General features: G+C 59.6%; 21 protein-coding genes and 1 tRNA gene. 18 read left to right on the forward strand and 4 right to left on the reverse strand.

Going from position 1 to position 23,929, the window contains the following annotated elements:
- Nucleotides 1-792: 792 nt before the first annotated feature.
- The gene (locus AC0L3B_RS31415; protein ID WP_085383571.1) at nt 793-2,136 is read right to left on the reverse strand and encodes an LLM class flavin-dependent oxidoreductase; all 1,344 of its coding nucleotides are present in this window, start codon (nt 2,134-2,136) and stop codon (nt 793-795) included.
- 559 nt (nt 2,137-2,695) lie between these two features.
- Here AC0L3B_RS31415 and AC0L3B_RS31420 point away from each other — a divergent pair.
- The 8 genes from AC0L3B_RS31420 (at nt 2,696) to AC0L3B_RS31455 (ending at nt 10,274) form a co-directional block, all read left to right on the forward strand.
- A complete protein-coding gene (locus AC0L3B_RS31420) occupies nt 2,696-3,625 on the forward strand; it encodes a TauD/TfdA dioxygenase family protein (protein ID WP_204513378.1) in 930 nt (309 codons plus the stop codon).
- Nucleotides 3,626-3,671: 46 nt separating this feature from the next.
- On the forward strand, nt 3,672-4,709 hold the full coding sequence (locus AC0L3B_RS31425; RefSeq protein WP_231189423.1) for an ABC transporter substrate-binding protein: 1,038 nt from the start codon (nt 3,672-3,674) through the stop codon (nt 4,707-4,709).
- Complete coding sequence (locus AC0L3B_RS31430; protein WP_204513384.1) at nt 4,706-5,575, forward strand: ABC transporter ATP-binding protein; 870 nt, start codon at nt 4,706-4,708, stop codon at nt 5,573-5,575. Before AC0L3B_RS31425 ends, AC0L3B_RS31430 begins: the two co-directional genes overlap by 4 nt.
- A complete protein-coding gene (locus AC0L3B_RS31435) occupies nt 5,568-6,443 on the forward strand; it encodes an ABC transporter permease (RefSeq protein WP_204513385.1) in 876 nt (291 codons plus the stop codon). Before AC0L3B_RS31430 ends, AC0L3B_RS31435 begins: the two co-directional genes overlap by 8 nt.
- Nucleotides 6,444-6,517: 74 nt before the next feature.
- The gene (locus AC0L3B_RS31440; protein ID WP_231190976.1) at nt 6,518-8,146 is read left to right on the forward strand and encodes an FAD-dependent oxidoreductase; all 1,629 of its coding nucleotides are present in this window, start codon (nt 6,518-6,520) and stop codon (nt 8,144-8,146) included.
- A complete protein-coding gene (locus AC0L3B_RS31445) occupies nt 8,143-8,463 on the forward strand; it encodes a 4Fe-4S dicluster domain-containing protein (RefSeq protein ID WP_204513386.1) in 321 nt (106 codons plus the stop codon). Before AC0L3B_RS31440 ends, AC0L3B_RS31445 begins: the two co-directional genes overlap by 4 nt.
- Entirely contained in the window at nt 8,460-8,780 is a 321-nt protein-coding gene (locus tag AC0L3B_RS31450; RefSeq protein ID WP_204513387.1) for a UvrD-helicase domain-containing protein, read from the forward strand. The genes AC0L3B_RS31445 and AC0L3B_RS31450 overlap by 4 nt, the downstream gene beginning before the upstream one ends.
- A 198-nt stretch (nt 8,781-8,978) precedes the next feature.
- Nucleotides 8,979-10,274 (forward strand): DUF4365 domain-containing protein, encoded by a 1,296-nt coding sequence (locus tag AC0L3B_RS31455; RefSeq protein ID WP_231189421.1) that lies wholly within the window; start codon nt 8,979-8,981, stop codon nt 10,272-10,274.
- Between the two features lie 653 nt (nt 10,275-10,927).
- On the opposite strand, the gene AC0L3B_RS31460 is transcribed toward AC0L3B_RS31455, so the two are convergent.
- From AC0L3B_RS31460 to AC0L3B_RS31470, 3 genes are all read right to left on the reverse strand, one after another.
- Nucleotides 10,928-11,003, reverse strand: a tRNA-Ile gene (locus AC0L3B_RS31460).
- Nucleotides 11,004-11,925: 922 nt separating this feature from the next.
- The gene (locus AC0L3B_RS31465) at nt 11,926-12,438 is read right to left on the reverse strand and encodes a very short patch repair endonuclease (RefSeq protein ID WP_311979633.1); all 513 of its coding nucleotides are present in this window, start codon (nt 12,436-12,438) and stop codon (nt 11,926-11,928) included.
- Nucleotides 12,439-12,456: 18 nt separating this feature from the next.
- Complete coding sequence (locus AC0L3B_RS31470; protein ID WP_204513390.1) at nt 12,457-13,593, reverse strand: DNA cytosine methyltransferase; 1,137 nt, start codon at nt 13,591-13,593, stop codon at nt 12,457-12,459.
- Between the two features lie 206 nt (nt 13,594-13,799).
- Between AC0L3B_RS31470 and AC0L3B_RS31475 the strand changes: the two genes are divergently transcribed.
- The 10 genes from AC0L3B_RS31475 (at nt 13,800) to AC0L3B_RS31520 (ending at nt 23,581) form a co-directional block, all read left to right on the forward strand.
- A complete protein-coding gene (locus AC0L3B_RS31475) occupies nt 13,800-15,077 on the forward strand; it encodes an Eco57I restriction-modification methylase domain-containing protein (protein ID WP_204513391.1) in 1,278 nt (425 codons plus the stop codon).
- Nucleotides 15,078-15,114: 37 nt separating this feature from the next.
- The gene (locus AC0L3B_RS31480; protein ID WP_204513392.1) at nt 15,115-17,406 is read left to right on the forward strand and encodes a sensor histidine kinase; all 2,292 of its coding nucleotides are present in this window, start codon (nt 15,115-15,117) and stop codon (nt 17,404-17,406) included.
- On the forward strand, nt 17,403-18,554 hold the full coding sequence (locus AC0L3B_RS31485; RefSeq protein WP_204513394.1) for a hypothetical protein: 1,152 nt from the start codon (nt 17,403-17,405) through the stop codon (nt 18,552-18,554). Before AC0L3B_RS31480 ends, AC0L3B_RS31485 begins: the two co-directional genes overlap by 4 nt.
- Before the next feature lie 10 nt (nt 18,555-18,564).
- Nucleotides 18,565-19,278: a hypothetical protein gene (locus tag AC0L3B_RS31490; protein WP_204513396.1), complete on the forward strand. Its 714-nt coding sequence runs from the start codon at nt 18,565-18,567 to the stop codon at nt 19,276-19,278.
- A 740-nt stretch (nt 19,279-20,018) separates the two neighbouring features.
- Nucleotides 20,019-20,840 carry a hypothetical protein gene (locus tag AC0L3B_RS31495; protein ID WP_231189417.1) on the forward strand — a complete coding sequence of 274 codons (822 nt, stop codon included), beginning with the start codon at nt 20,019-20,021 and terminating at the stop codon, nt 20,838-20,840.
- Between the two features lie 498 nt (nt 20,841-21,338).
- Nucleotides 21,339-21,530 (forward strand): hypothetical protein, encoded by a 192-nt coding sequence (locus AC0L3B_RS31500; protein ID WP_204513402.1) that lies wholly within the window; start codon nt 21,339-21,341, stop codon nt 21,528-21,530.
- A 264-nt stretch (nt 21,531-21,794) separates the two neighbouring features.
- A complete protein-coding gene (locus AC0L3B_RS31505) occupies nt 21,795-22,022 on the forward strand; it encodes a hypothetical protein (RefSeq protein WP_204514111.1) in 228 nt (75 codons plus the stop codon).
- Between the two features lie 37 nt (nt 22,023-22,059).
- Entirely contained in the window at nt 22,060-22,212 is a 153-nt protein-coding gene (locus AC0L3B_RS31510) for a hypothetical protein (RefSeq protein ID WP_231189415.1), read from the forward strand.
- A 502-nt stretch (nt 22,213-22,714) separates the two neighbouring features.
- Nucleotides 22,715-22,942: a hypothetical protein gene (locus tag AC0L3B_RS31515; protein ID WP_231189412.1), complete on the forward strand. Its 228-nt coding sequence runs from the start codon at nt 22,715-22,717 to the stop codon at nt 22,940-22,942.
- 372 nt (nt 22,943-23,314) lie between these two features.
- The gene (locus tag AC0L3B_RS31520) at nt 23,315-23,581 is read left to right on the forward strand and encodes a DUF3551 domain-containing protein (protein WP_204513406.1); all 267 of its coding nucleotides are present in this window, start codon (nt 23,315-23,317) and stop codon (nt 23,579-23,581) included.
- Nucleotides 23,582-23,929: the final 348 nt, after the last annotated feature.

Here is a 23,929-nt window from a genome sequence, read left to right on the forward strand (position 1 = left end):
ACTTTTTGGTTCGATAAAGAAGGACAGTGGCGGCCTCGAACAAGTAAGTTCGGAGAAGCCGGTCGCCCCATCGAGATATCTTTCCGTCGTGTCGCGCCATCGCGAACGATCAGCGGTTTACCCCAACGACCCTCGGTGGCCCGTTCCGTCGCATTCGGTAGGCGGGCGCCCGCGGCGGGTTCGCGCTGCCGATCGCGTGTTTTCATGACTTGGGAGGACATGCTTTCACGTGCTCATGGGCTGCGACAGGTCCGGAGAGTGTTAATCGGCCTGCAAGTTTTGCAGGCTAATTGCTGGCCGCCATCATCATCCCTTCTCGGTGGAATATTGCCCGCATGAAGCATTCGGCCGGCTGCCACATCGAAGGATCACTGGAACCGGAGATCAGGGCCCACTTAAAGGCTGTCGCTGGGTCGAGAGCGACGTTCTTTTCCCGAATGCCATCATTCTCACTATCGCGGCGGACGCGAAAGGGTGGTGAATTGGCGTACTACACCGCGGTTCGGATCCCGCAGGCGATCGACAAGAACAAGCTTGACAAGGGCCGCAAGGGTGGCCGCAATCAGGAGAACCTGCTTCGGCTGGAAATGCGCGTTGGAAGGTGTTCGCAAATTCGCGTCTCGAAGAATGAAGATCGACTCCGTTGTGGCGTCAGAAACCGATTTATGAGGCTGCGGTTTCGAAAGGTCGCTGCGAGCTTAAATCCCGCGAAGGCGTCAGGTCGATCCGCTACAATCGACCTGAGAGTTCGAGAAAGCCGGCGCTGAAGGACATGAGAAAAGGTCCGGCAAGCTACGCGATCGCCTGAATGGAATTCGAGAAAACGCTTGCTGGCCGATCCAAGCCGTAGTGATCGCGCAGCGTTTTGCCCGCGTAGTCGTGCCGGAACAGACCGCGCCTGCGCAGGATCGGCACGACCTGCTCGGCGAAGATGTCGAATCCGCCGGGTAGCCAAGGCGGCATGACGTTGAAACCATCGGCCGCGCCGTTCTCGAACCATGTCTGGATGTTGTCGGCGATCTTTTCCGGCGGACCAGCGATCACCCAATGGCCGCGCGCCCCCGCTAGTCGTTGCACGAGTCGACGAAGGGTCGGTTTCTCGCGATCCACGATATCGACCACCAGCTTGAAGCGGCTGGCCACGCCGTGCGCGCTGCCAGTATCGATCAAATGACGGGGAAAGGGATCGTCGAGGTTAAAGCCTGAAAGGTCGAGCCCGAGCATCTGACGCAGCTGGGTCAGCGAATACTCTGGCTGGATCAGGTCATTGAATTCTTCCTGCAGCCGGTCGGCCTCGAGCTGCGTGCTGCCGATGAAAGGGCTGATGCCGGGCAGGATCTTGATCTGATCCGGGCTGCGATCGAAGGCGCGAGCCTGGCGCTTGATGTCGGCGTAGAATTCCTGGGCACTCGCCAGTGTCTGATGCGCGGTGAAGATCGCCTCGGCGAAACGTGCTGCAAAGGCCCGTCCATCGTCGGACGACCCTGCTTGGACATAGACCGGCCGTCCCTGAGGCGTCCTTGAGATGTTCAGCGGCCCACGTACACGAAAATGCTTTCCGACGTGATTGATCGCGTGGATCTTGCCGGTGTCGGCGAAAATACCCGAGATGGGATCGTTGACAAGCGCGTCGTCCTCCCAGCTGTCCCAAAGCCGTGTGATCACGTCGAGATACTCCCGCGCCCGCTCGTAGCGTTCGTGATGCGGAGGATGCTCGGGTAGACCAAAGTTCTGCGCGGCCTGCGGCGAACTCGTGGTCACGATGTTCCAACCCGCGCGACCACCACTGATATGATCCAGGGAGGCGAACAGTCGCGCCAGGTTGTACGGCTCGGTGTAGGTCGTCGACGCCGTCGCGATCAAGCCGATCCGACTGGTAGCCGATGCGATCGCCGTGAGCAGGGTGATCGGCTCGAGCCGAAACCGCTGGGCATAACGGACATTGTCCGCCAGCGCCGGGCCATCGGCAAAGAAGACCGCGTCGAACTTGTGCGCCTCGGCGCGCCGCGCCAGCTCCTGATAGTAGGTGACGTCGAGAATACGGTCGGATGCTGAATCTCTGTGACGCCAAGCGGCCTCGTGATGGCCGTCAGGATATATGAAGAAGTTGAGAGAAAGTTGCCGTCGTCCGCTCATGTCTGAGATCCGCATCCATTGGGAGCTGTAGGAAGCGAAACTCTACGTCTGCACCCGGTTTGATGTCGATGAAATGAATTTGCATTGTTGAGTCGGATGCAAGCATGAATCTTGCGAGCGGAGCGCTAAGCGAAGATCAGGGCAAGCGCCAGCACCAGAAAGGGTGCTAGCTGCAGCGACTTCATCACTCATACCGAGCAATGGTGCGTTGCCTCGGTGAAGATTGCATCCCTCTTTCGATCCGACGAGGCGTCATCATTGCAAATCTTTCGGCGTGAGCATCGATGGCAAAGCGTTCGTTGCCTATCGCCAAAAACAAAGCTGATTTCGTTTCATTGACTGGCGGCCGATCACCCGTACCATTCAGAACCTCAACACGAGGGTCCGTCATGCTCCAATTTGATCCCGGCGATCGATGTTGCGGCTCCGGCCGTGTGCGGGAGCATGTTGCGGCCGAATAGGGCCCGCAGCCTGAAATGACCTGATTTATCTCCGCCGTCGCTCTTGCGACCGGCGTTCGGCGGAGCTTTGCCTTGGGATCGCATGGCGAGAAACGATCATGAGCAACACGACAAGCATCGACAATGTCATTCCGCGCGCGGACATCGTCAAGCGTGCGGCGCGGCTCGGCGCCGAGATCAGCAACATCAAGCTATCGGGCGATCTCGGCGACGAGACCGTCCGTGCCATCAACCAGGTGCTGCTCGAGCATAAGGTCATCTTCTTTCGTAACCAGGAACATCTCGACGATGCCGAGCAGGAGCGCTTTGCCATCCGGCTTGGCAAGCTGGTTCCCCATCCGACGGTCGGGGCGATCAAGGGGACGTCGTCGATCCTGGAGCTGGATTCCGGTCGAGGCGGTGGCCGCGCGGACCAATGGCATACCGATGTCACATTCGTCGATGCCTATCCGAAGATCTCGGTGCTGCGCGGGGTGGTGATCCCGCCCTATGGCGGCGACACGGTGTGGTCGAACACGGCGGCAGCCTATCTCGAGCTGCCGGCACCGCTGCGCAAGCTCGCCGACGAGCTGTGGGCGGTTCACAGCAATGCCTACGACTACGCCGTGAAGACGCAAGCAACTGAAGCGGATAGGAAACACTTCGACGAGGTGTTCACCGGAACGATCTACGAAACCGAGCATCCGGTGGTGCGTGTCCATCCCGAGACCGGCGAACGGACCCTCGTGCTCGGCAATTTCGTCCAGCGTTTCGTTGGGCTGCCGAAGTATGACGGCCAGAAGCTGTTCGAGCTGTTCCAATCGCACATTACGGCGCCGGAAAACACCCTGCGTTGGAGCTGGAAGACCGGCGACGTGGCGATCTGGGACAATCGCGCCACACAGCATTACGCGGTCAACGACTACGGCGATCAGCACCGCATCGTCCGGCGCGCCACGATCGATGGCGAGGTGCCGCTGAGCGTGGACGGCCGGTCCAGCGTGACCCGCGTCAAGGCATCCAAACCTCAGGCCGCAAAAGCCGCTTGATTCAAGCCCACTCCAGGAAAACCATGAAATGAACGCGATAAGTCGAATGCTCCACGCGCCGCGGCACACCGTGCGCTCGGCCGCGCGAGTTCTTTTGGCCGGGGCCGTGGCGCTCGGCCTTACGGCCCCGGCGTTCGCCGAGCCGCCGCTCGAGAAGACCGAGATCCGTTACCAGGGTTGGGCGGGACAGGTGACCTTTACCGAGCTGGCCGAGGACCTCGGCTATCTCGCGCCGCTGAAACTGAAATGGGTCGGCAATACGATCAGCGGACCGCAGGATATTCAGACCGTGGTCACCGGTGACATCGACATCGGCGGCGCGTTCTATGGTGCGATCCTCAAGCTGATCGCGGCGAAAGCCCCGATCAAGGCGGTCGTCGGCTATTACGGCTCCGATGCCAATACCTATTATGGCTACTTCGTGAAGGACGACAGTCCGATTAAGAGCGCGCGTGACCTGATCGGCAAGAAGGTGGCGGTCAACACGCTGGGCGCACATCTGGAGTTCGTATTGCGCGAGTACCTGGCTAGGTCCGGCCTCAGCCCGAGCGAGGCCAAGCAGGTCACGCTGGTGGCGATCCCACCGGTGAGCGGCGAGCAAGCGTTGCGCCAGGGTCAGGTCGAGGTGAGCGCGCTCAGCGGGGTCTTGCGCGACAAGGCCCTCGATCGTGGGGGCATCCGCTCGCTTTTCAATGACACCGATCTGTTCGGTCAGTTCACCGGTGGTGCCTACGTGCTGCGAGACAAATTCATCAAGGACAATCCCAATGCCTCGCGCAAGCTGGTGGAAGGGATTTCGCAGGCGATCGAATGGGCCCAGACCACAGCTCCGGAAGAGGTGAGGGCCCGGTTCGACAAGATCATCGCGGAGCGCAAGCGCAATGAGGATGCCTCCTCGATCAAGTACTGGAAGAGTACGGGCGTCGCCTCCAAGGGCGGCGTGATCTCGGATGCCGAAATCCAGGTCTGGATCGACTGGCTGGAGAAGGACGGCCTGTTCAAACCGGGGCAGGTCAAGGCCTCCGACACTTACACTAACCAGTTCAACTACTTTCGTCCCGGTAAGACGGCGGAGGCCCGATGACCTCGGTCAAAATCCGTATCGAGCAAGTCCGTAAGGAGTTTTTCCTGCGTGGCGAAGGGGGCGAGCAAAGAAAGCACTTTGCCGCGCTTGAGGACATCACGCTCGATGTTCGCTCCGGCGAGTTCCTGGCTCTTGTCGGCCCCAGCGGCTGCGGAAAGTCCACCTTGCTCGATCTGCTGGGCGGTCTCACGCTGCCCAGTAGCGGCCGGATTCTGCTCGATGGGCGGCCGATTGCCGGACCAGGTCGCGACCGCGGAATCGTGTTCCAGCAGTATGCGCTGTTTCCTTGGCGTTCCGCCATTGAGAATGTCGAGTTCGGGCTCGATATCGCAGGGCTCAAGCCCAAGCAGCGCCGCGACATCGCCCGGCATTTCCTTGACCTGGTCGGCCTGTCCGGCTTTGCCGACCGCTACCCGCACGAGCTCTCCGGTGGCATGAAGCAGCGCGTCGCGATCGCGCGGAGTCTCGCCTACGATCCGGAGGTGCTGCTGATGGACGAGCCGTTCGCCGCACTCGATGCTCAGACCCGCGAGACGCTGCAAGGAGAATTGCTCCGGATCTGGCGTGCCACCGGAAAAACCATCGTCTTCATCACCCATGGCATCGACGAGGCGATCGTGCTCGGCCAGCGGGTGGCCATGATGACGTCGCGCCCGGGCCGGATCAAGCAGGTATTCGACATTCCAGATGTGCTGCGCAGTGAAGATGGCGACGTACGCTCGCTATCCGAGTTCGGCCGCGTGCGTCACGACGTCTGGAGTCTTTTGCGCGAGGAAGTGTTGAAAGCACAGCAGGGACAATTGGCCAGCGCCATTGACACGCAGCGTGCCGCCGCCCGCAAAGTGAAAGAGGTTGCCCATGTCTAGTCTCGAAATGTTGACATTGCTGGAGGTTGCCCATGGGCGCCGAGAGCCGCTCACCAGCATGGAAAGACCGGCATCGCCCGTGGCGGACCGGATCCGCGCCGCGGCCCGCGGGCTGGCTGCCTTCGGGCACCGCTCGTTGCTGTTGATTGCCCTGCTGGCGGTCTGGGAGGCAGCTCCGAGAATCGGGCTGATCGATGCCGTGTTCCTGCCCCCCTTCTCGGAGGTGATCGCTGCGGGCTGGCAGCTTGCGCAAACCGGCGAGCTCTACGATGACGTCTCCGCCAGCCTGTTGCGCGCCCTGAGCGGATTTCTGATTTCGGTCGCGTTGATCGTCCCGCTCGGCGTGGCCGTCGGTTGGTATGCCCGGCTCGGTGATCTCGTCAATCAGTTCATCGAGATCTGCCGGAATACCGCGCCGCTCGCGCTGCTGCCGGTCTTCATCCTGCTGCTCGGCATCGGCGAAACGTCGAAGATCACGATGGTGGTCTATAGCTGCGCGTGGCCGCTGCTGCTCAATACCGTTGCCGCGGTGAAGCAGGTCGATCCGTTGCTGATCAAGTCGGCACGGACCATGGGGGCGACCCCGCAGCAGCTGTTCCGCAAGGTGATCCTGCCGGCAGCGCTTCCCACCATCTTTGTCGGGATACGCCTCGCCAGCGCGTCGGCCATGCTGGTGCTGGTGGCGTCCGAAATGGTCGGCGCGAAGGCCGGCCTCGGCTATCTCATCATCAACAGCCAATACAGCTTCCTGATCCCGCAGATGTATTTCGGCATCCTCGGGATCACCGTCATCGGGCTGGCGTCCAATGCAGTTCTCGAAGCGCTGGAGCGGCGCTTCATGCGCTGGAAGGCGTCAGTGACGGCGTAATCCGTCAGCTCCACATGTGATGATTTAGCCGACGCAGCGCGCAATTGAGATTGTTCCGCTTAGAGGAGTGTACGATGACAAGCCAACCCCATCGCGCCGAGCGCGTGTCCGCCCCGCCGGGATCGGTTGAGTTCGACGCCGACGTGCTGGTCCTCGGCGGCGGACCTGCGGGCACTTGGGCTGCGGTGAGTGCGGCGGAACGCGGGGCGCGCGTTGTGCTGGCAGACAAGGGTTTTTGTGGCACGTCCGGGGCTACAGCTGCTGCCGGCACAGGCGTGTGGTACGTCGGCCCGGATCCTGCGTTGCGCGAGGCGGCGATGGCCAAGCGCGAGAAGCTGGGCGGACAGCTCCAAGACCGCCGTTGGATGGCGCGCGTCCTCGAGCAGACCTACCAGCAGAGCAGCCGGCTCGCCGATTGGGGCTATCCTTATCCCACCAATGACGAGAGCAAGTCGCAGCGCACCTCGCTGCAGGGCCCAGAATACATGCGCCTGATGCGCAAGAGGACCAAGCAGGCTGGCGTCACCATTCTAGATCATAGTCCTGCGCTCGAACTGCTCGTGGACGACAATGGCGCCGTTGCTGGTGCCAGCGGCCTGCGCCGGCAGAAGCATGATCGCTGGACGGTGCGGGCCAAGGCGGTCGTGATTGCGACAGGCGGCTGCGCGTTCCTGAGCAAGACCCTGGGATCGAATGTCCTGACCGGTGATGGCTACCTTATGGCGGCGGAGGCTGGCGCTGAATTCAGCAGCATGGAGTTCTCGAATCCATATGCAATTTCCCCGGCCTTCGGTTCGGTAACCAAGACCCTCTTCTACGGTTGGGCAACCTTTACCTATGAAGATGGCAGCGTTGTCCCCGGCGCGGCCTCGAAGGCTGGGCGCTCGGCTATTGCCAGAGCGTTGCTCGAGGGCGCGGTCTATGCGCGGCTCGACAAGGCTGCGGATGACGTGCAGCACCAGATGCGTGCCTCGCAGCCGAACTTCTTCCTGCCATTCGATCGCACCGGCATCGACCCGTTTAACGATCGCTTTCCGGTCACGCTTAGGCTCGAGGGCACGGTACGCGGCACCGGCGGGCTCCGGATCGTTGACGACAGTTGTGCGACCAGTGTCCCGGGCCTCTATGCGGCCGGCGATGCCGCGACGCGCGAGTTGATCTGCGGCGGTTTCACCGGCGGCGGCAGCCACAATGCGGCTTGGGCTATGTCATCGGGAAGCTGGGCGGGGCAGGGCGCCGCCGACTACGCCAAGCAGCTTGGTAAGACCGCCAGGCGAAAACTGTCATCTGCGGGCACGGTCGCCCTTCGTAACCGGTCGCTGCGCCCGTTCGAACCCGCGGCGCTCGCAAGAGCGGTTCAGGACGAGGTCTTTCCATATGAACTGAACTACTTTCGCGATGGGGCACGCCTCGATGGAGCACTGGCGCGTCTCGACGCGGCGTGGCTCGGCGTCTCGGACGCGGATGCGGCGACCGGAGCCGATGTGTTGCGGGCCCGCGAAAGCGCGGCCATGCTGGCGACGGCCAGGTGGATGTACCGCAGCGCGCTGGCGCGTCAGGAAACTCGCGGTATGCACCGCCGCGACGATTTCCCTGACCAGGATGCGCAGCAGCGTCATTATGTAACGACAGGCGGTCTCGACGATGTCTGGACCTCGGTTCGGCCCCACCCCGAGACCGCCTATGCGGAGGCCGCGGAATGATCGAGGTCATCGATGCGGAACGCTGCACATCGTGCGATATTTGTATCAACGTCTGCCCAACCAATGTCTTCGACAAGACGGATGGGATTCCGGTCATTGCCCGTCAGGACGACTGCCAGACCTGCTTCCTATGCGAGCTTTATTGTCCCGAAGATGCGCTCTGGGTCTCCCCCTTCGCCGATGAGAATCAGCTCGTGGACCTCACGGTGCTCAAGCGATCGGCGGCGATGGGAAGCTATCGCCGAGCTGTCGGTTGGACCGAGGAGACCCGGGATCGCCGTGGCATCGACCAGAGCTATCTCCTGTTTGGTCAATGAGTGGCGGCTCGACGGCGGAGAGTCGCCGGACTTTCTGGCTGGTCGAAGACGACGAACTCCGCCGGATGCTCGACGAACCGCTGGATTTTTGGCGCATCTTCCTGCATCCCTCTCAACGGAAGTTGGTCCAGCGGACTTGGAATGGTGCCGTTCTCGTCCGCGGAGGCGCTGGTACCGGTAAGACCGTCGTCGCTATGCACCGTGCGCGCTGGCTGTCCGATCTCATTTCTAAACGCAATGACCAGAACGGCCGGGTGCTGTTCACGACCTTCACGTCGAACCTCGCGGCCGACGTAACGGCCAGCCCAGCGAATTGATTGCTCACCTCGAGCCGGCGCAGCGGGAGCCTGGCGAGTAAGGCTGGGCCGGTCAAAGACCCGCGTCGTCGGCAAAAAGAGGGGGTACAAGCGTTCTCCTGCTCAACGGTGACGTCTGAGGCGGGTTAGCCGTCAGAAACACGGGGAGACCGTAGAATCCGGGATGGCGAGTCACGGTCTGTTCCCTACAATCCGGGGATGAAGAAACTTTCCCAAAATCAACTAATCGGCGAGCGAGGTGAACTCCTGGCTGGGGAGCGCGCCATGTCGATAGGCTTTGCGTTCGACCAGAAAGGACGTCTTGAGACCGGCGTGGACGGCATGCTGGAGCTTCGGGATCCGCGCACCGGGCGCACGTTGGCCAAATGGATCGGGGCGCAGGTCAAGACCACTGAGAACGGTCGCTACACCCGCGAGGACGATAACAAGTTTGAGTATCTGCTCGAGCCGGCGGACCTGAACTACTGGCGCGGATCGAACCTCCCGGTGATCATCGTCCTGGTGCGTCTGAGTAGCAATGAGATGTACTGGAAGCAGGTCGATGCCGGGCCCGCGTCTGAGCCGCGGCGGTTATGTTTCGACAAGAAGGCCGACCGCTTCGACAAGTCGGCGGCGGACCGGATCGCCTCGCTCTGCATCGAACGCGACAAGCTCGGTACCTATGTCCCGCCAATGTTGTCCGGGGAGGGCGTGCACATCAACATGATCAACGTCGTGTTGCCGGAGAAGATTTTCGTCGCGACATCGCTGTTTGCCTCCGGCCGGGATGCCTTGGCCGAAGTGGATGCGGACGCGCCCTTCGATTGGGTCATCCGCGATCGGCGGTTTATATCCTTCCGGGATCCCGAAAGCACTCCGCTGATGGAGGTGCTCGACGAGGGGACCGTCGAGGCCGTAGAGACCACGGCCATCTCGGCTTCCGACGATATCTGTGACGAGAACGCCTTCATCGAGCTTTTGGGGCGGACGGTGCGCGTCCAATTCGAGGACAAGCTTTCCTTCGACCGGGACAGCAAAGCCCTCTACTTCCGAGCCAAGGCGATGAACAAGGGGTTCAAGTATTGCTATCGATCATTGATCAACGAGACGTCCGCCTTGGTCGTGGCCCCTTGGGTTCGGAAGAAGGATGGCATGGTTGGAAGCGTTAGACACCACGCCTTCGTTCCTCGGTTCCACCGGATCGGCGACGACTGGTTTCTTACAGTGACACCCACGTTCGTGTTCACCCGCGACGGATACCGGCCGCACAACTTCTCAAGCAACCTCCTAGCCGGCAAAAAAAAGATGGAGAAGAACGGCGCAGTGCGGGGTCAGTTCTTGATGTGGCGCTATCTGCTGACCGGTGCGGGACAACAGCAAAGTGACCTGCTCTTGCAGGGACAGTCCTTGAACGGGCCGCTACACTTCGAGGCGCTCGAACCGATCCAGATGCCCATGGCCGTTCCCGAAGAGCTTTCTATAAAGCGTATGGTCAATCTTCTGGTCAGACACTGAATAAGGCCTGCCTCCAATGAGAGGAACTGCGACAGTCGAGCCGGCGCTTCTCGCGAGATCTTTGGCGAGCTGGTGCAGGTCCAGTTCATCAGAAACCACTTCGGTGACGTGGGCGCCGCCAGGGTAGAGGCGCAGAATGCCGAAATCCGGTCTCATCGACAGAAGGAGCGCGGAGAGGAATCGTATTTCTTCAAAAGCGAAGAACGTCAGTTCTGACCAGTAGGCGTGGTTTCGTTGTTCGTTGGTCTGAACCGCGACGAAGGCCAGTTGCTCATCCAGGTGACAGATGCCTTTGCCGCTTTTGATGGTTCCCTGCGGGTAGAGGCCGATGCTTGAAAGCAGCCTGATGCGGAGAAATGCGCCGGGTGCTCGCCTCCGGTCGGGGCGACGTCGCTACTGACAACATGTCCGACTGCCACCGTCGCCCTCCATCTGCCACCCAAGCCGTCAAACGGAGATACTGAAAGCCGCCTCGGCCACCAAACAGACCCCCCTCGATTTCTTGGCAGTCAAAAATCGGCGAAAAAAGCGAGGAGAAATTCGTTAGCCGCGTCAGGGGGATGTGAGATCGAGTCGTTTTCAAAATGAAATCGAGTCGTTCTTAAAGCGGAAATCGAGTCGTTTTCAAAGTGCCCGCATAACAACAACAATAATGGTGGGCCCGGCAAGACTCGAACTTGCAACCAGACCGTTATGAGCGGCCGGCTCTAACCATTGAGCTACAGGCCCGCCGCGCAAGACCGCCAAATGCGGCAGACGGCGTGCGGGGATCGTTTACAGGGAAGCAGCTATTCGGGCAATCCCAGGATCGTCTACACGGCCAAGTGTTTGAACTCAGTCCGCCTTCAGCTTTGCAGGTCAAAGCTCGCGAGCCGCTCCCGGTCGAAAATCATAATCTCGCGTGGCGTATTGCCGATGAAGCCGAGAATGCCGTCATGGTGCAGCCGGGACACCGCACGCGAGACGGTTCGATCGTTAAGCCAAGGTGATCGGCGGTGTCGCGTCGGGACGGACATTGGCGGCGAATCACGTCAGTGGCGGTCAACTGCCCGTTCCAGTGCTGTATGGCACCCGAGCAGCAGTATATAGTTTTCGGCGTGCTGCAAGCCATTCGTGTTTACAGCAGCAGGCCCCAACCATGTCGACATTGCGCGAGCGCGTCGCGCATTCAGTCGAGAACAATTTCGGCCGACATCAGCACCTTCCCATCTTGCAAAAACGCTGTGATCGGCTATCAGCCATTCGCATCGTCGTCGATGGTGCTGAAAAGCGATGGACTGGGTTAGCTTTCTGAAATTTCTGCTGTCTGTGGGCACGGTGGCTTGCACATGCTTGGCGTCCGTCAATTGGGCCAAATCGGCAATCGTCAAGATCCCAAATCTGACTGCAGGCACGAACTGGGACGGTAGCGGCCCGTATCCCGAGGCGCTGAAGGAACAAGGCAGACTGAACGCTCGGGCTGCCGGATGGGCATGCGCTGCCGCGAGCTGTCAGGCAGGCGTGTTCATTTGGGATACGTTAGCTAATCTGCAGTTGCTTCATTGAGGCGATCACCGCGCCGCAAGGCTCAGATGCAGTACACGAAATGGCTGTCCGCGGCAGATCGACCGTCTGTTGCTCGAGAATTTGAAGGACCGAGACGCCGGAATCCTCATTGCGTCGGCTCGGTTCGCTTGTCCCATGGTCGGCCCTTGCGGCCATCCGGCCGCAAGAACGCCACCAAAAGCTTGGTTACTCGATCGGGGTCGAGGGTTTCGCATTCCCAAATGACAAGGATTTGCCACCCGCTTTGCCGAAGCAGCCTGACATTTCTCTTGTCTCGGGCGATGTTCGTTGCAAATTTTTCAGCCCAGAAACGGGCGCGCGTCTTGGGGCTGGTCGTTCGCGAGCAATTCCGATGACGATGCCAAAAGCATCCGTGCACGAAAATCACTCGCTTCAGGGCTGGGAAAACGACATCGGGCGTTCCTGGCAAGTCGCGTCGATGCAATCGAAATCGGTAGCCTAGCCGATGGGCGATCCGCCGCACCACCATCTCCGGACGAGAGTTCTTTGGTCCAATCCTGGACATGAGGGCGGATCTGGCTGGCGATATCGGCTCGAACGCGCCAGGTCTCCTCGCCGCCGCTTTTTTCGATTTTTGTTTTGAAGCCATGGGCCGCATACTGCTGCCGACCGAAGGTTACGCTGCTCGCGGTATCTTTCTTGCGGCGCTTCGCAGCGCCTCCAGGAATCCTTCGGGAACCCAAAGACCGCCTTCCTCGGCGCGTTTGATGAACCCATCCAAGGCGCGATCCGATAGGCGCGTCCAGGTGCCGTCCCGGAAATCGGAAATGGATTTCTGGGGCGCAGTAATGGGCCTGTCACTCGCGACCGCGCCGACGCGCCCCTGCCCGACGTTCCATCCGGCATCCGGCCACATCTTGCCTTCACGAATGGGCGTTTCCGCGAATTCTCGATGCTTGCCGGGAGATTTCAAGCGCTGAGCGACCCAATGTGCCACTGGAACGGATACGGCATTGCCCACCAATCGCCATTCGGCCCTTCTTCCTGGATGCTGCGTCGACGCGTGCGTCCATCCCCGAGCAAACCCCTGAAGGCGTTCGCAGGCGGAAAGACTCGGCATCAGGACCTCCCCGTCAGGAAACAAAACCGCGGGGGCTGAGGGAATCCCAAGCGACGACCCTACCTTCAATGGGGGAATGCCGTCGACCGTCAATCCGATGCCCGATCGTCCTTCGGTCCAATAGAAGCCCAAGGGCTGCCGAAGCGTCCGCTCGGGAGGCTGGGGAGCAACAGCCTCGTCGGCCAACAGGACATCTCTCGGATCGAGCTTGCGGCTTGCTACCAAATACACACGGCGCCTGCGCTGCGGCAGCCCGAATCCCATGCTATCAAGCACCCTGTAGGCCCAGGAGTAGTTCAGGCGTTCGAATTGCTCCACGAGCCAACGCATGCCGTTGCCGCGATCGAGCTGGAGCAAGAAGTAGACGTTTTCGATGACGACCGTCGGCACATGGGATTTCTCGATCAGCTCGAACATCCGCTCGACAACTGTCGATTTGCTGCCTCGGATCCCGGTCTTGTCTCCTGCCATGCTGAGATTCTGGCACGGAAACCCGGCGGTCAAGATTTCGGTGTCCGACGGCAATGCCTCGATGCTCGCCACATCCCCGAAATGAGCCACGTCCGGAAAGTGCTCTTTGAGCACCAATTGGGCGGCAGGATCGATCTCTGCAAGCAGCTTCGCCTGGTAGCCAGCCTGAGCGAAAGCGACCTCGAATCCCCCTATGCCCGAAAAAAGTCCCGCAATCGGCATCTTGTTAACCTGTTAAGAGCTTGCAGCGATACACTATTTACGGCCATAGGAAAGACCGTCCAGAGAAATCACCCGGATAATGCATGCAAGAGGCCAGTCATCGACAGTTATCTGAGACGCCCGGCCCTCGACGATCAGCGGTCCCACGGAGAGTGGAGGTACAGAAACTCCACGATCGATGTGGAATCTACACCAAACCGGAGGTTGTGGCATCGATTCTCGATGAGGTCGGCTGGGTACCACGGGTAAAGCTCTTCCAGAAGCGGCTGCTGGAGCCGGCTGCTGGTGACGGAGCCTTCGTGGTGGAAGCCGCCCGTCGATTGGTATTGTCTTGCAAAAAATTCGGGCTCAAGCCGACAGTGGGGAGCTTGGCGCGCTGTATCGCATCGTTCGAGCTGCACCCAAGAGAGGCCGGGCGCGCTCGATCCAGGATCGCGCGGGCGCTCAGAGAGTTGAAAGTTCGTTCCGCGACTGCCCATGCACTGGCTCGCAGATGGGTCACCTGCGGTGATTTCCTTCTCACCCCGCCGGCAGGCGGGTCTTTCACCCACGTGGTCGGAAATCCTCCCTACGTCCGCTGGTCGAAGATTCCGCCGCAACTCAAGGCCGAATACGACGCGAGCGTCGCCAAGGAATTCACGGGCGGAGACCTGTTTCTTCCGTTCCTGGACATGGCACTCAGCCGGCTCGCTCTCGCTGGAAAATGCGGCTTCCTTTGCTCCGATCGATGGCGCTTCATGGCGTTTGCGGAATCTTTCCGACAAAAGTGGCTGCCTCAGCTCCTCATCTCCTCGGAGCATCAGCTGTGTTCCTCCAACGCGTTCGTGAAGGATGTGGACGCTTATCCGAGTATCCTGATAGCCGCCCGTTGCAAGCCAGTCCGGCAGCTTCGACGGTCGAAGTCGAACACGATCCGCGAAGCCGGGTTCATGGTCCGGGTCGGCCCCGCACTCGGGCACACGGCGGCGTTCGTTCTGGGAGCGGACGAGAACGATGTCGAGCCCGAACTGCTGCGCCCGTGGGTGGAGGCAGCCGAAATCCAAGAAGGAAGCATTCGCTCGAAGGGAAAGCGCATCGTCGCAATGCACGATTCCAGCGGAAATCTGCGGGAGCTCGAAAGATACCCGCTTCTGTCCGCGCGGTTGCGTCGTTTCAGACCGAAGTTGACGCAGCGGGCCATCGTCATCAATGGAGCAGCTTGGTACAGCCCGATCGACAAGGTCCTTGCTTCCGGCTGGGAGCGGCCTAAACTGCTGGTACCAGAGCTGGCGAAAATCCCGCGTCTCGCTCTTGATCGCTCCGGTTCAATCCCTTCGCACGGTGTATATGCAATCTTCGCAGACGAAGAGCGAATGATCCACGAGCTGCACGAAGAATTGCGAGATGGGGGCTTGGCCCTTGCTCTCGAGAAGATCGCCCCGAGGGTCAAGGGCGGGTATTTCAGATGTTACAAGCGTTTTCTCGACAGTATAGAGTTGGCTTAGCCTTCTATCGTTTTGATGCGGAATCTTTTGGCTTGCGATGGCAGAGTTCACGGTAGACACCAAGCTGTTTCGTGAGTTGGGCGAATTGCTCGTCGGGCGCGACTCGACGGCTGTCGTCGAGCTCGTGAAGAACTCGTACGATGCCGATGCAACGAAGGTTACGATCCTCGGCACCAACCTGGAGAACCCGGAGAAGGGCAGCATCATCGTCGAGGACGACGGGATCGGCATGGATGTCGAGGATTTCGAGAAGGGCTTCCTTCGTATCGCCGGACGGACGAAAAACACGACCGACAGACGGTCCCCTTGGTTCAAGCGAAGATTCACGGGAGAAAAGGGCGTCGGTCGCCTTGCAGCCCACAAGCTTGCGCGGAATCTCGAAATCGTATCCCGCAAGTGGAACGGTGCGAAACGAAATCTCGAAACTGGCTTTCCTGCCGGAAAAGGTGTCCGAGCCACGATCGATTGGGACGGCGTCGAGAGGCTGGAAACCTTGCAGCAGGTCGCGAAATCGAAGTCGGTCGCGACTCACGAACTGCCCCAACAGGAATTGAAGGGAAGGCCCGCCGGAACGCGCCTGATATTGAAAAAACTGCGTCGCGCCTGGAGCGCAAGGACGCTCGATAGGTTCTTCCGCGAGGTCATCACTCTCACTCCACCTGCTGCTTTGGTGGAGCCCCTCCCCAAGGGGCTGGTCGAGGGGCGTACCATCCTTCCGGTCGTAAACGTCCGCGATGCCCAGCGCGAGGCGGGCTTCAAGATCGAGTTTGCCGGCGAGTTCCTGCAGAGAGAACCCGACATTCCGGGCTCCATCGAAAGCGCCGCCTGGGTCATCGAAATCGACTGCGGTGCCGAAGACCGGATGCTGAAGTTGGCGGTCCTGCCGACCAAGGCCACTCGCAAGGAGTTTCCGGGCGCCGAGGCCTTTCAGCTCAAGCGCAAGCTCGACAAGGATGCACCGGCGGTCGGTTTTCAGGCGCGAATACTTCAGCGCCAACACACGGCGTGGCCGGCGGCGTTGGCCGGAATCAGAATGTATTACGAGGGATTTCGGGTTCTGCCATACGGCGATCCTTCCGACGACTGGCTTGATCTCGATCGTGACTATCGTTCGCGCGGCAGAGGCGAACTCGGACGACTGCGCAGGTTCTCGGACTGGAAGCTTCCCGACGGCGATCCCAACGAGGCGCTGACGCTTCAAGGCAACAAGATGTGGTTCGGGGCCGTGTTTCTCACACGGGCGCATGCAGGCGACCTGAAAATGCTCGTCAACCGGGAAGGCTTTCTTCCCGGCCCAGAGTTCGACTTCATCGGTGACATGGTCAGGCTTGGTATCGATCTCCAGATCCGTCAGAACTACTCGGCCAGAATGGTGCTGACGCAGGCGCGCAAGCAGGAGCAGGAACGACAGAGAAGAGCCGTTCCAGCCTCTCCTGCTTCACAGGCGCCGACCTCGCATCTCGTCAACAGCATGCAGAGCGATGCCATCGGCTCGTTGAGGCAAGCCCGCGCGGCTTTGGCCCGCGGAGATACCGATGCGGTTCAACAAACGATCTCCTCCGTGGAGAAGACTCTGTCCTCGGCCAAGGAACTGATCGAGGAGGGCGCTTCCGAAGCGACCATGTATCGCGTCCTTGCGTCGATGGGGCTGGAGCAGGCGGCGTTCATTCACGAGGTCAATGCGCTGGCGATCCTGTCGCAGGGCATCGCTCAGAGTTTGGAAGGCCTCGCCAAGTCGATCACGGACCAGAAGCTGTCGCGGCGCATCAGCGCGGTCGCCAAGGATTGCCGTGACATTCGCGACAGACTTCGCCGAAATGCCGTCTATCTGGCCGACATGACCGGTATCGAAGGCCGACGGCGCAGGTCGAAGCAACCGCTGCTGGAGCGCTTCGAGAAGGTCCTTGATTTTCACAAATCTTCAATTGAGAAGAGAAGAATTGAAATCAAGACCAACATTCCTGCAAACACAAAAACACCCGCGATGTTTCCGGCCGAAGTCTCCGCCGTTTTCAACAACCTCCTCAGTAATGCGATCAAATTCGCGGGCGAGAACGGGCTGATCAAGGTTTCTGCCACGACTGATGATGGCGAACTGGTCGTGCGCTTCGAGAACACGGGGGATGCAGTCGATCTGAAGATCGCCGACAGATGGTTCGAACCATTCCGATCGTCGACCTCGGAAGTGGAAGAATCGCTGGGACAGGGGATGGGATTGGGTCTGACTGTCACTAAGAGCCTTCTCGACGAGTACGGTGGAGGCATTCAATTCGTTTCGCCTTCCAGAGGATTTGCCACAGCTATCGAGGCCCGGATACCAACATCATGAGCAAGCCGCCGCTGATTCTCGCCATCGACGACGACGAGAACGAAGTCAGACCTAAAATCCCGGACGGATACGCGTTAGAAGTCGTCGATCCGAAATCCGACCGAGAAGTGTTCGCACAGTTGATGTCGAAATTGGTCGGCGAGGCATGCCTTATATTGCTCGACCAAAAATTCCACGACACTCCTATTTCGATTTCGCTGGATGCTCAAGACGGCTCGAGCTTCGTATCGCATCTTCGTTCCTGGTCGCGTTTCAACAAGCAGCCGCTCGCGCCTATCATCATGTTCACGAACGATGTCGAGGTCTTTGCCAACGAAGTTCCAGCCGTTGGACCGGCGCTCCCTGTCGAGGGATCCTTCGTCAATCGGGAGCATCGGCTGGCCCCGGCTCTCGACGTAGAGTGGATTCTGTTCAAGAACGATGAGCGAGCCACACAACGTCTGGCCAACTTGGCAGAGGCCTTTCAAGAAATACGAGATGGAGTCGGGAACGACGGCGCCAGCCTGGATGAAATCCTTCAAATCCTGAACGCGCCCACAGACTGTGTGTGGTCGGAACAGGCTGGGGAGGAGCTGCAGAATGCAAGACCCCCTGTTGATCAAACGGAAGAGGGCACCTCCCAGTCGGCTCGTGGGGCATCCCAGATCATGCGATGGTTATGCCATAAGGCGCTGCCGTATCCTGGGGTCTTCTTGTCCGACTTCTATGCCGCTTGGGCACTGGGAATATCGGCCGAGGATTTCAGGAAGATAGCAGATCTTGCGCCATCGACCGATTGGTTGGCCGAACTGAAACGAGCCAAGTACACGGGTCCCCTGGAGAGCTTGATGGGTCGGCGTTGGTGGCGCCCGGGAATAGACCAACTCGTCTGGTTGTTGGATGAGGCGACTGCGAAAAGCGGCACACGGCTCGAAGGACTGGGATTGGCCGTTCCCGGATTTCAATTTGGAGAGCTGAAGCCGTCATCGTCTCACGTCGTGATTTGCGATGAAGACCTTCTTGAGTCGGAGATCGGGACGATCGAGGAAGCTATCCAGGTTCATCCGCCCGGCTGGCCAGCTGAAGCGCTGGAGCCTTGGATGCTGAAAGCAGAAGTGAAAGCCGATCCCGTGCTCACGGCAATGGCTGATCCGAACGACTTGGTTTGAGGAGCTTTCTTTGCCTGTGGTATTCGACGTGAAGCTGATGCAAAGCGACCTGAGTGCATTTTCAAAGGCCAGTTCCAGGTTTTTGGCGAACCACAGGCGATTGGACGATTTGCAGGCGCTACTGGCTACGGCTGTGGCGAACGCAAGACAGGGAGACGGCAGCATACGGTGGGGTACCGGCCAAGGCGAAGCCGCCCAGCCCATCAGGACACGCCCAAGCAAGAGCTATCGCAGTCACGGCGAGTTCGCAAAAGAGCTCGTGGCTGAAGTTTCGTTCAACTTCAAAGGCCACTTGGCTGAGGACGACAACGGCCGCATGATCGTAACTTCGGGTGGGACTTGCATCAAGCTGATGTGGAAGGAAGGTGACAGCGACTGTACAGAGTGCCATTTCGACGTCCATCCCAACAAGGCCGGACATCCGACGCTGCACATTCAGTTCGTCGGGGAGGTCAAGGAGCTGCCGCGCTTGCCTTCCTTTTTTGCTCATCCACTCGACATTCTCGAGTTCACGCTGATGGAAGTGTTTCAAGAGAGCTGGCGGCGAGAGCGTTCCAAGATCACTTGTCGGACTCAGCTGCATACCTTTCCCGCCAGCCAACGTACTCGGCTCAAGGCGGTCTTGCAGAAATACAGTGGCTGGTTGGACGCCGAGAACGATACTGCACCTCTGGTCAGCTTGCAGGCTACGCCTGCCCAGCCTTTCGATCTCTATCCGCAATAGTATGGAGCCGTTCAGGATCCAGCGTAGTGCTTGCAGATTGCCGGGCCGCATGCGCCGCTCTGTAGCCCCGGAACGCAAACCTCGTCTTGTAGGTTTTGCGCGACGACGCCGAACAATGCGCCCGACGCGATCGCCGCCTAGACCACTGTTTGTGAACGGGTTGGTCTGTTCTGGCCAACGGAGCAGCGCTTGTCGTGGCGGCGTCGCAATTCGTGGCCGTACGGCTCCCTGGCCCCGCATCCTTCTAAAGTATGACGGTTCACAGTACGTTGTAGTCGGACGGCTGCGAACGAGCTCGGCGCTTACGAGGGTGTCCCGCTCAGGCTCGACCTGCGCGGCGGCACGGCCGCGACCTGTTCCGTCGCAGGAGGGTTTTGGGAATGGCTTTGTACCCAACGGTCGTGCGCTGGACTGGCCCCAATAGTCGAAGGGCAGATATCACGAAGTTCAGCGAGCCGTATGTCCATCGTGCACGCATCCGCGCAAGCCGAAAGCGCTCCGACTCTTCGGACGATGCGAATGTCCATCCTTGACCCGACGAGAACGTCATCTCGAGCTCACCGGAGCACGAACTCTTGCAGCTACCCCCCGGACAACCTGTATCTCATCGGGCAACTCAGAAGGCCAATGCGTCGCAAAGAGTTGGATCGGAAAACACGATTCGCTCCTTGCTATCGTGATCCCTTGCGTCATGCTCCCATGATGGTGCACTCAGCGACTATCTTATCGAGGTGTTGATAATGCCAGACAGGTCGCCGCAATTTTCACGCAAGACCGTGCTTGCCGCGGTCGACACGCTGCCCTTCAACCAGGGTCAGTTTTCGCGCTTTTTGCAGGACCTAGGTACTGAGTATTTCAATTGGGTTCGACACGAAGACGTCAGCGTCGGGAAACGTCACAGTGACTTGATCGAGATGTACGACGAAGACCCTATGAGGAAACTGCGGGACGGCGAATACCTCAGCGAGTTCATCGTAGAGACGGCCGCCTCGCATGTGGCCGAGCCTCCGCAACAGTATCCGTGGGCCGACCTGGTCGAGGAAAATTCGGTCCTCAAGAAGTTCAGGGCGACGCTGGAGCGGGACGGATTCACCATTGTGGATAGGACGCTGCGGCGGGTATCACCGGTAGAGCTGGGCATCGCAGCCGCTGAAGACGAAGTAACCCGCATATTGTCTCAGCCGCCATTCGAGGTCGCGAGGGGGCACCTCACCCAGGCGCTCGATGCACATGGTCGAGGCGACTGGGCGGCGGCAAACAGCCAGATACGAGTTTTCTATGAAGCTCTTTTGTATGATCTTGCCAAAGCGATCGATCCGGCAACGGCCGCCCAGAGCGGTGAAGGCCGACGCCAGCGATTGGCGAGGGAAGGCATTCTCCGCATCGATCTGAACGAGTGGGGAGGCGAGGGAAAAAATTTCATAAACGGCCTTATGAAGCGCCTGCATCCGGAGGGCGCGCATCCCGGGCTGTCCAATGAAAAAGACAGTACCTACAGACTACATATAGTCCTGTTGACCGCGAGGCTCCTGCTGGAGCGGTGGGAATCCGCCAGAGCGTAGCCATTTTTTTCGAGATGTTTGGAGTAGTCGCTCTTTTGGCCGCATTGGTAATCTTCGCCCCGATGATTTCTGGAATACCTGCCAAGGCGCCGGAGCGCGCAAACGGTCCGTCCTCGAAAGCGCTCTTAGAAACTATCGGCATCCTTTCCGTGACGCTCTTCATCGTGGTTTCCGAGTTCATCGCTTATTCCTATGTGAGCGTCTTTATGAGCGGTTCTCTGCTTGCGGGGGTGCCACTCCTCTCGGCCGCGCTCATTGCCCACGGTTTCGGACGCGTGACGGGAAACGCTGCGTGTGGCGTTCTGACTGACCGTAGACTCTTCGTCGCGGCTGCAGGCGCACAACTCATCCTTCCTAGGTTTGCTTGCGTTCGGACAGCATGGTGCCTTCACGTGCTCATCGCCTTCCTTTGGGCCAACGTGAGCTACATGCATCTCGTCCCGCTCCAGCATCGGCTTCTCCGGTCTGGCCGGAGATAGGTCGAAGCTGGTCCTGGCAATGAACAGCTCAACCACCTTGGCAGGGATCGCCATCGGCGCTTTTCTCGGCGGCATCCTTGTCCAGATCAGCGGCGTCACGCTGCTGAATGCGGCATCGATCATGATTGGCGCCATCGGCGTCGGGCTGCCTGTTGCCTTCATGAGTGATGCAGCACCTCCAGAAGCCGCGGCTGCAATATGTCCGAGATGATCCGCTAGCCGAATGCGACCCAAGTCGCCTTTCGATCCTGGGACAACGGGGTCTCCCGCTGTCGCCGAGGATGTCCTGCCAAACACGCAAGAAACTGATCGCTGAGCCTTCGTGGTCGCAAGATCCCGCGCAGTGAGATCCAGCGTAGGCCCTACTTCATCTGCTACAATAAACCTCAGAGACGGAGAAAGCCCGTTATATGAAGCGAGATGTGAGGAGTTCCGGCAAGTACAGCGATCGACTGAACCGAGTTGGAGAAAACGCTTGCTGCCCGGTCCGGGCCATGGTGGCCGCGCCGCCCTTTGCCCGCGTAGTCGTGCCGGACAGAGCGCGCTTGCGCATGATCGGCACGACCTGCTCGGCGAAGATGTCGACACCACCACGTGGCCAAGCCGGCATGAGGTTGAACCTTTCCGCGCGCCGATCTCGAATTTGGTCTGGATGTTGTCGGCGCTTATCCAGACCGATTGCAGAAAGAATACAACGATCTGATCCAGCCAGAGTATTCGCTGACGCAGTTGCGCGTCAGATGCTCGATCTCAGCCTTTCAGGGTTGGATTTCGACGAACCCTTTCCGCATCAGTTGATCGATACTGGCGGCGCGCACGGCGTCGCCAGTCCCAACAAGCTTGTGATCGATACCGCCGATCGGGAGAAGCCGACCCTTCGTCAACTGGTGTAACGACCAGCCGGAGCGCGCCGCCATCGGCTCACTGCGGGCCCACCGCGAATAGCCGCACAGCGGGAGCTGCGTCCGCCGTGTGACGACGGCTGGCACGCCGACCCAAATCTTTCCGGGCTTTAACCTGCCTGAACCGGCAGTTGCAGGCATGGGGCGATAGGCACTCGATGCGTCGCCGACTTGGATGAGGCTCGCGAGAGCTGCGTTAAGTTTCGGAATCTGTAGAACTAGAAAACGGCGCGTTTTGAGTCTATCATCGGTGCCACCGGGGCTGGACTACATTTATTCACGTTGGCATTTTCAACCCGGAAGGCCGCCGGCGTGATTGTCGGCGGCCTTTTTCGGGGATACTCGATAGGATTGGGCCGGCCTAGATACGATCGGGCTCGGCGCCACAGTCGCCGGTTGGCTTGTAACGGATTGGCGCGCCCGCGCGGCGTGCCACACGGGGGCGTTAATGCATAATTGGAAGAGGGAACTCGATGCGCTCGTCGCTGAAACGATGGCGTTCACCAAATCGCTGAAGGTAGAAATCGAGGGGCCGAGGCCTGAGCTGAAAAAAGGCGTTGAGCCGCATGAGCTCAGGTTGCCCAACTATGGCGGCAGCGAGCGCGATGAGATCAGGAAGCGGGTCGAGCGATTCAAAGCACATCAAGAGCGCTTCACGCGCGAGCGCGAGGACCATGCCGAGTCGCTGCTGGGTCGGATCAGGCCGATGACGAAGCCCTAGGAGAGCTCAAGCTCGCTGAATCTTCCTAGGCCCCGCCAGATCTGCTCGAGGGCCTCTTCTCAAGTGATACATGCTCAAACGGGCGGGATATTTCGGCGTTCGAGATAACCGAGCCCAGTTGGATCGCCCCGAACCGATAGTTTGCAAGCTCGGGTCGACTATTCCCTCAGGGTTTCGCTCCCCCCGAGGCCTGAAAGCTGCACTGCTTTTTAAGAAGCCGCAGGAATCCTGCTCCAATCTCGGAGCCGCTGACGATCGGAGTTCTTTCGTACGCGATCGGCCAAGCACTCCACCAAATGTTTTTGGCATTGACCAAAACTAAAAACGTCACATTTAGACTCTGTTCGAAGATTTAACGGAGGCTACAGTCCAATGCGCAACCTTCTCGTTTTTTGTATGCTTGCACTTCCGATCCTCGCCGGCTTCGGATCGCCTTCGCTTGCCGCTTCGCGGGGGCATTCGTACATTCCACCGGCTCGGCAGGACGTTTATTGCTTGCAGGGACGCGCCTGGGGATATCCGGGCAATTGCCAGTTCTCGACCTATGACCAGTGCATGGCCACTGCCTCCGGTACCTTGGCCTATTGCGGGATGAATCCAACCTACGCATTCCAGCGACAAGGACAGCAATTGCGCTGACGCGTGATCGACAAGCGTGCTCGAGCTATCAATATTGCTCATGGAAATGGATGCGCCGGCTGTGCAGCTTAAGCGTTGAGCTTTCTGCCCGGTTGACATCCCGCGTGAGTAGGGTCGCGCTCTCGGTTCGACCGGGACGTAAGCCTGGAGCGCGATGGATTGTCGGCCTCGCATAGCGTCTGTTGCTGGCCGGAGTGAGTGGGTTCCTCCAGCCAGGTCTTGGCGCGACTGGCGCATGGCATTCACCCGCCCGTCCTTCCTCAATAAGGCTGGTCTCCCCGTGGACAGGTGTCTATGGCCATGCATCGTTTCGGCAGCGCTGCTGTAGCCGGCCTATGGGATTGCCTG

The organism is Bradyrhizobium sp. Kon56, assembly GCF_055807635.1.

Bases quoted from the DNA above. Each gene is read 5' to 3' on its own strand.
- AC0L3B_RS31450 (WP_204513387.1), top strand. From the start codon at position 8,460: ATGAGTGGCGGCTCGACGGCGGAGAGTCGCCGGACTTTCTGGCTGGTC.
- AC0L3B_RS31500 (WP_204513402.1), top strand. From the start codon at position 21,339: ATGAACAGCTCAACCACCTTGGCAGGGATCGCCATCGGCGCTTTTCTC.
- AC0L3B_RS31440 (WP_231190976.1), top strand. From the start codon at position 6,518: ATGACAAGCCAACCCCATCGCGCCGAGCGCGTGTCCGCCCCGCCGGGA.
- AC0L3B_RS31430 (WP_204513384.1), top strand. From the start codon at position 4,706: ATGACCTCGGTCAAAATCCGTATCGAGCAAGTCCGTAAGGAGTTTTTC.
- AC0L3B_RS31455 (WP_231189421.1), top strand. From the start codon at position 8,979: ATGAAGAAACTTTCCCAAAATCAACTAATCGGCGAGCGAGGTGAACTC.
- AC0L3B_RS31465 (WP_311979633.1), bottom strand. From the start codon at position 12,438: ATGCGGCCCATGGCTTCAAAACAAAAATCGAAAAAAGCGGCGGCGAGG.
- AC0L3B_RS31425 (WP_231189423.1), top strand. From the start codon at position 3,672: ATGCTCCACGCGCCGCGGCACACCGTGCGCTCGGCCGCGCGAGTTCTT.
- AC0L3B_RS31480 (WP_204513392.1), top strand. From the start codon at position 15,115: ATGGCAGAGTTCACGGTAGACACCAAGCTGTTTCGTGAGTTGGGCGAA.
- AC0L3B_RS31520 (WP_204513406.1), top strand. From the start codon at position 23,315: ATGCGCAACCTTCTCGTTTTTTGTATGCTTGCACTTCCGATCCTCGCC.
- AC0L3B_RS31420 (WP_204513378.1), top strand. From the start codon at position 2,696: ATGAGCAACACGACAAGCATCGACAATGTCATTCCGCGCGCGGACATC.
- AC0L3B_RS31445 (WP_204513386.1), top strand. From the start codon at position 8,143: ATGATCGAGGTCATCGATGCGGAACGCTGCACATCGTGCGATATTTGT.
- AC0L3B_RS31415 (WP_085383571.1), bottom strand. From the start codon at position 2,136: ATGAGCGGACGACGGCAACTTTCTCTCAACTTCTTCATATATCCTGAC.
- AC0L3B_RS31515 (WP_231189412.1), top strand. From the start codon at position 22,715: ATGGCGTTCACCAAATCGCTGAAGGTAGAAATCGAGGGGCCGAGGCCT.
- AC0L3B_RS31435 (WP_204513385.1), top strand. From the start codon at position 5,568: ATGTCTAGTCTCGAAATGTTGACATTGCTGGAGGTTGCCCATGGGCGC.
- AC0L3B_RS31510 (WP_231189415.1), top strand. From the start codon at position 22,060: ATGCTCGATCTCAGCCTTTCAGGGTTGGATTTCGACGAACCCTTTCCG.
- AC0L3B_RS31485 (WP_204513394.1), top strand. From the start codon at position 17,403: ATGAGCAAGCCGCCGCTGATTCTCGCCATCGACGACGACGAGAACGAA.
- AC0L3B_RS31495 (WP_231189417.1), top strand. From the start codon at position 20,019: ATGCCAGACAGGTCGCCGCAATTTTCACGCAAGACCGTGCTTGCCGCG.
- AC0L3B_RS31470 (WP_204513390.1), bottom strand. From the start codon at position 13,593: ATGCCGATTGCGGGACTTTTTTCGGGCATAGGGGGATTCGAGGTCGCT.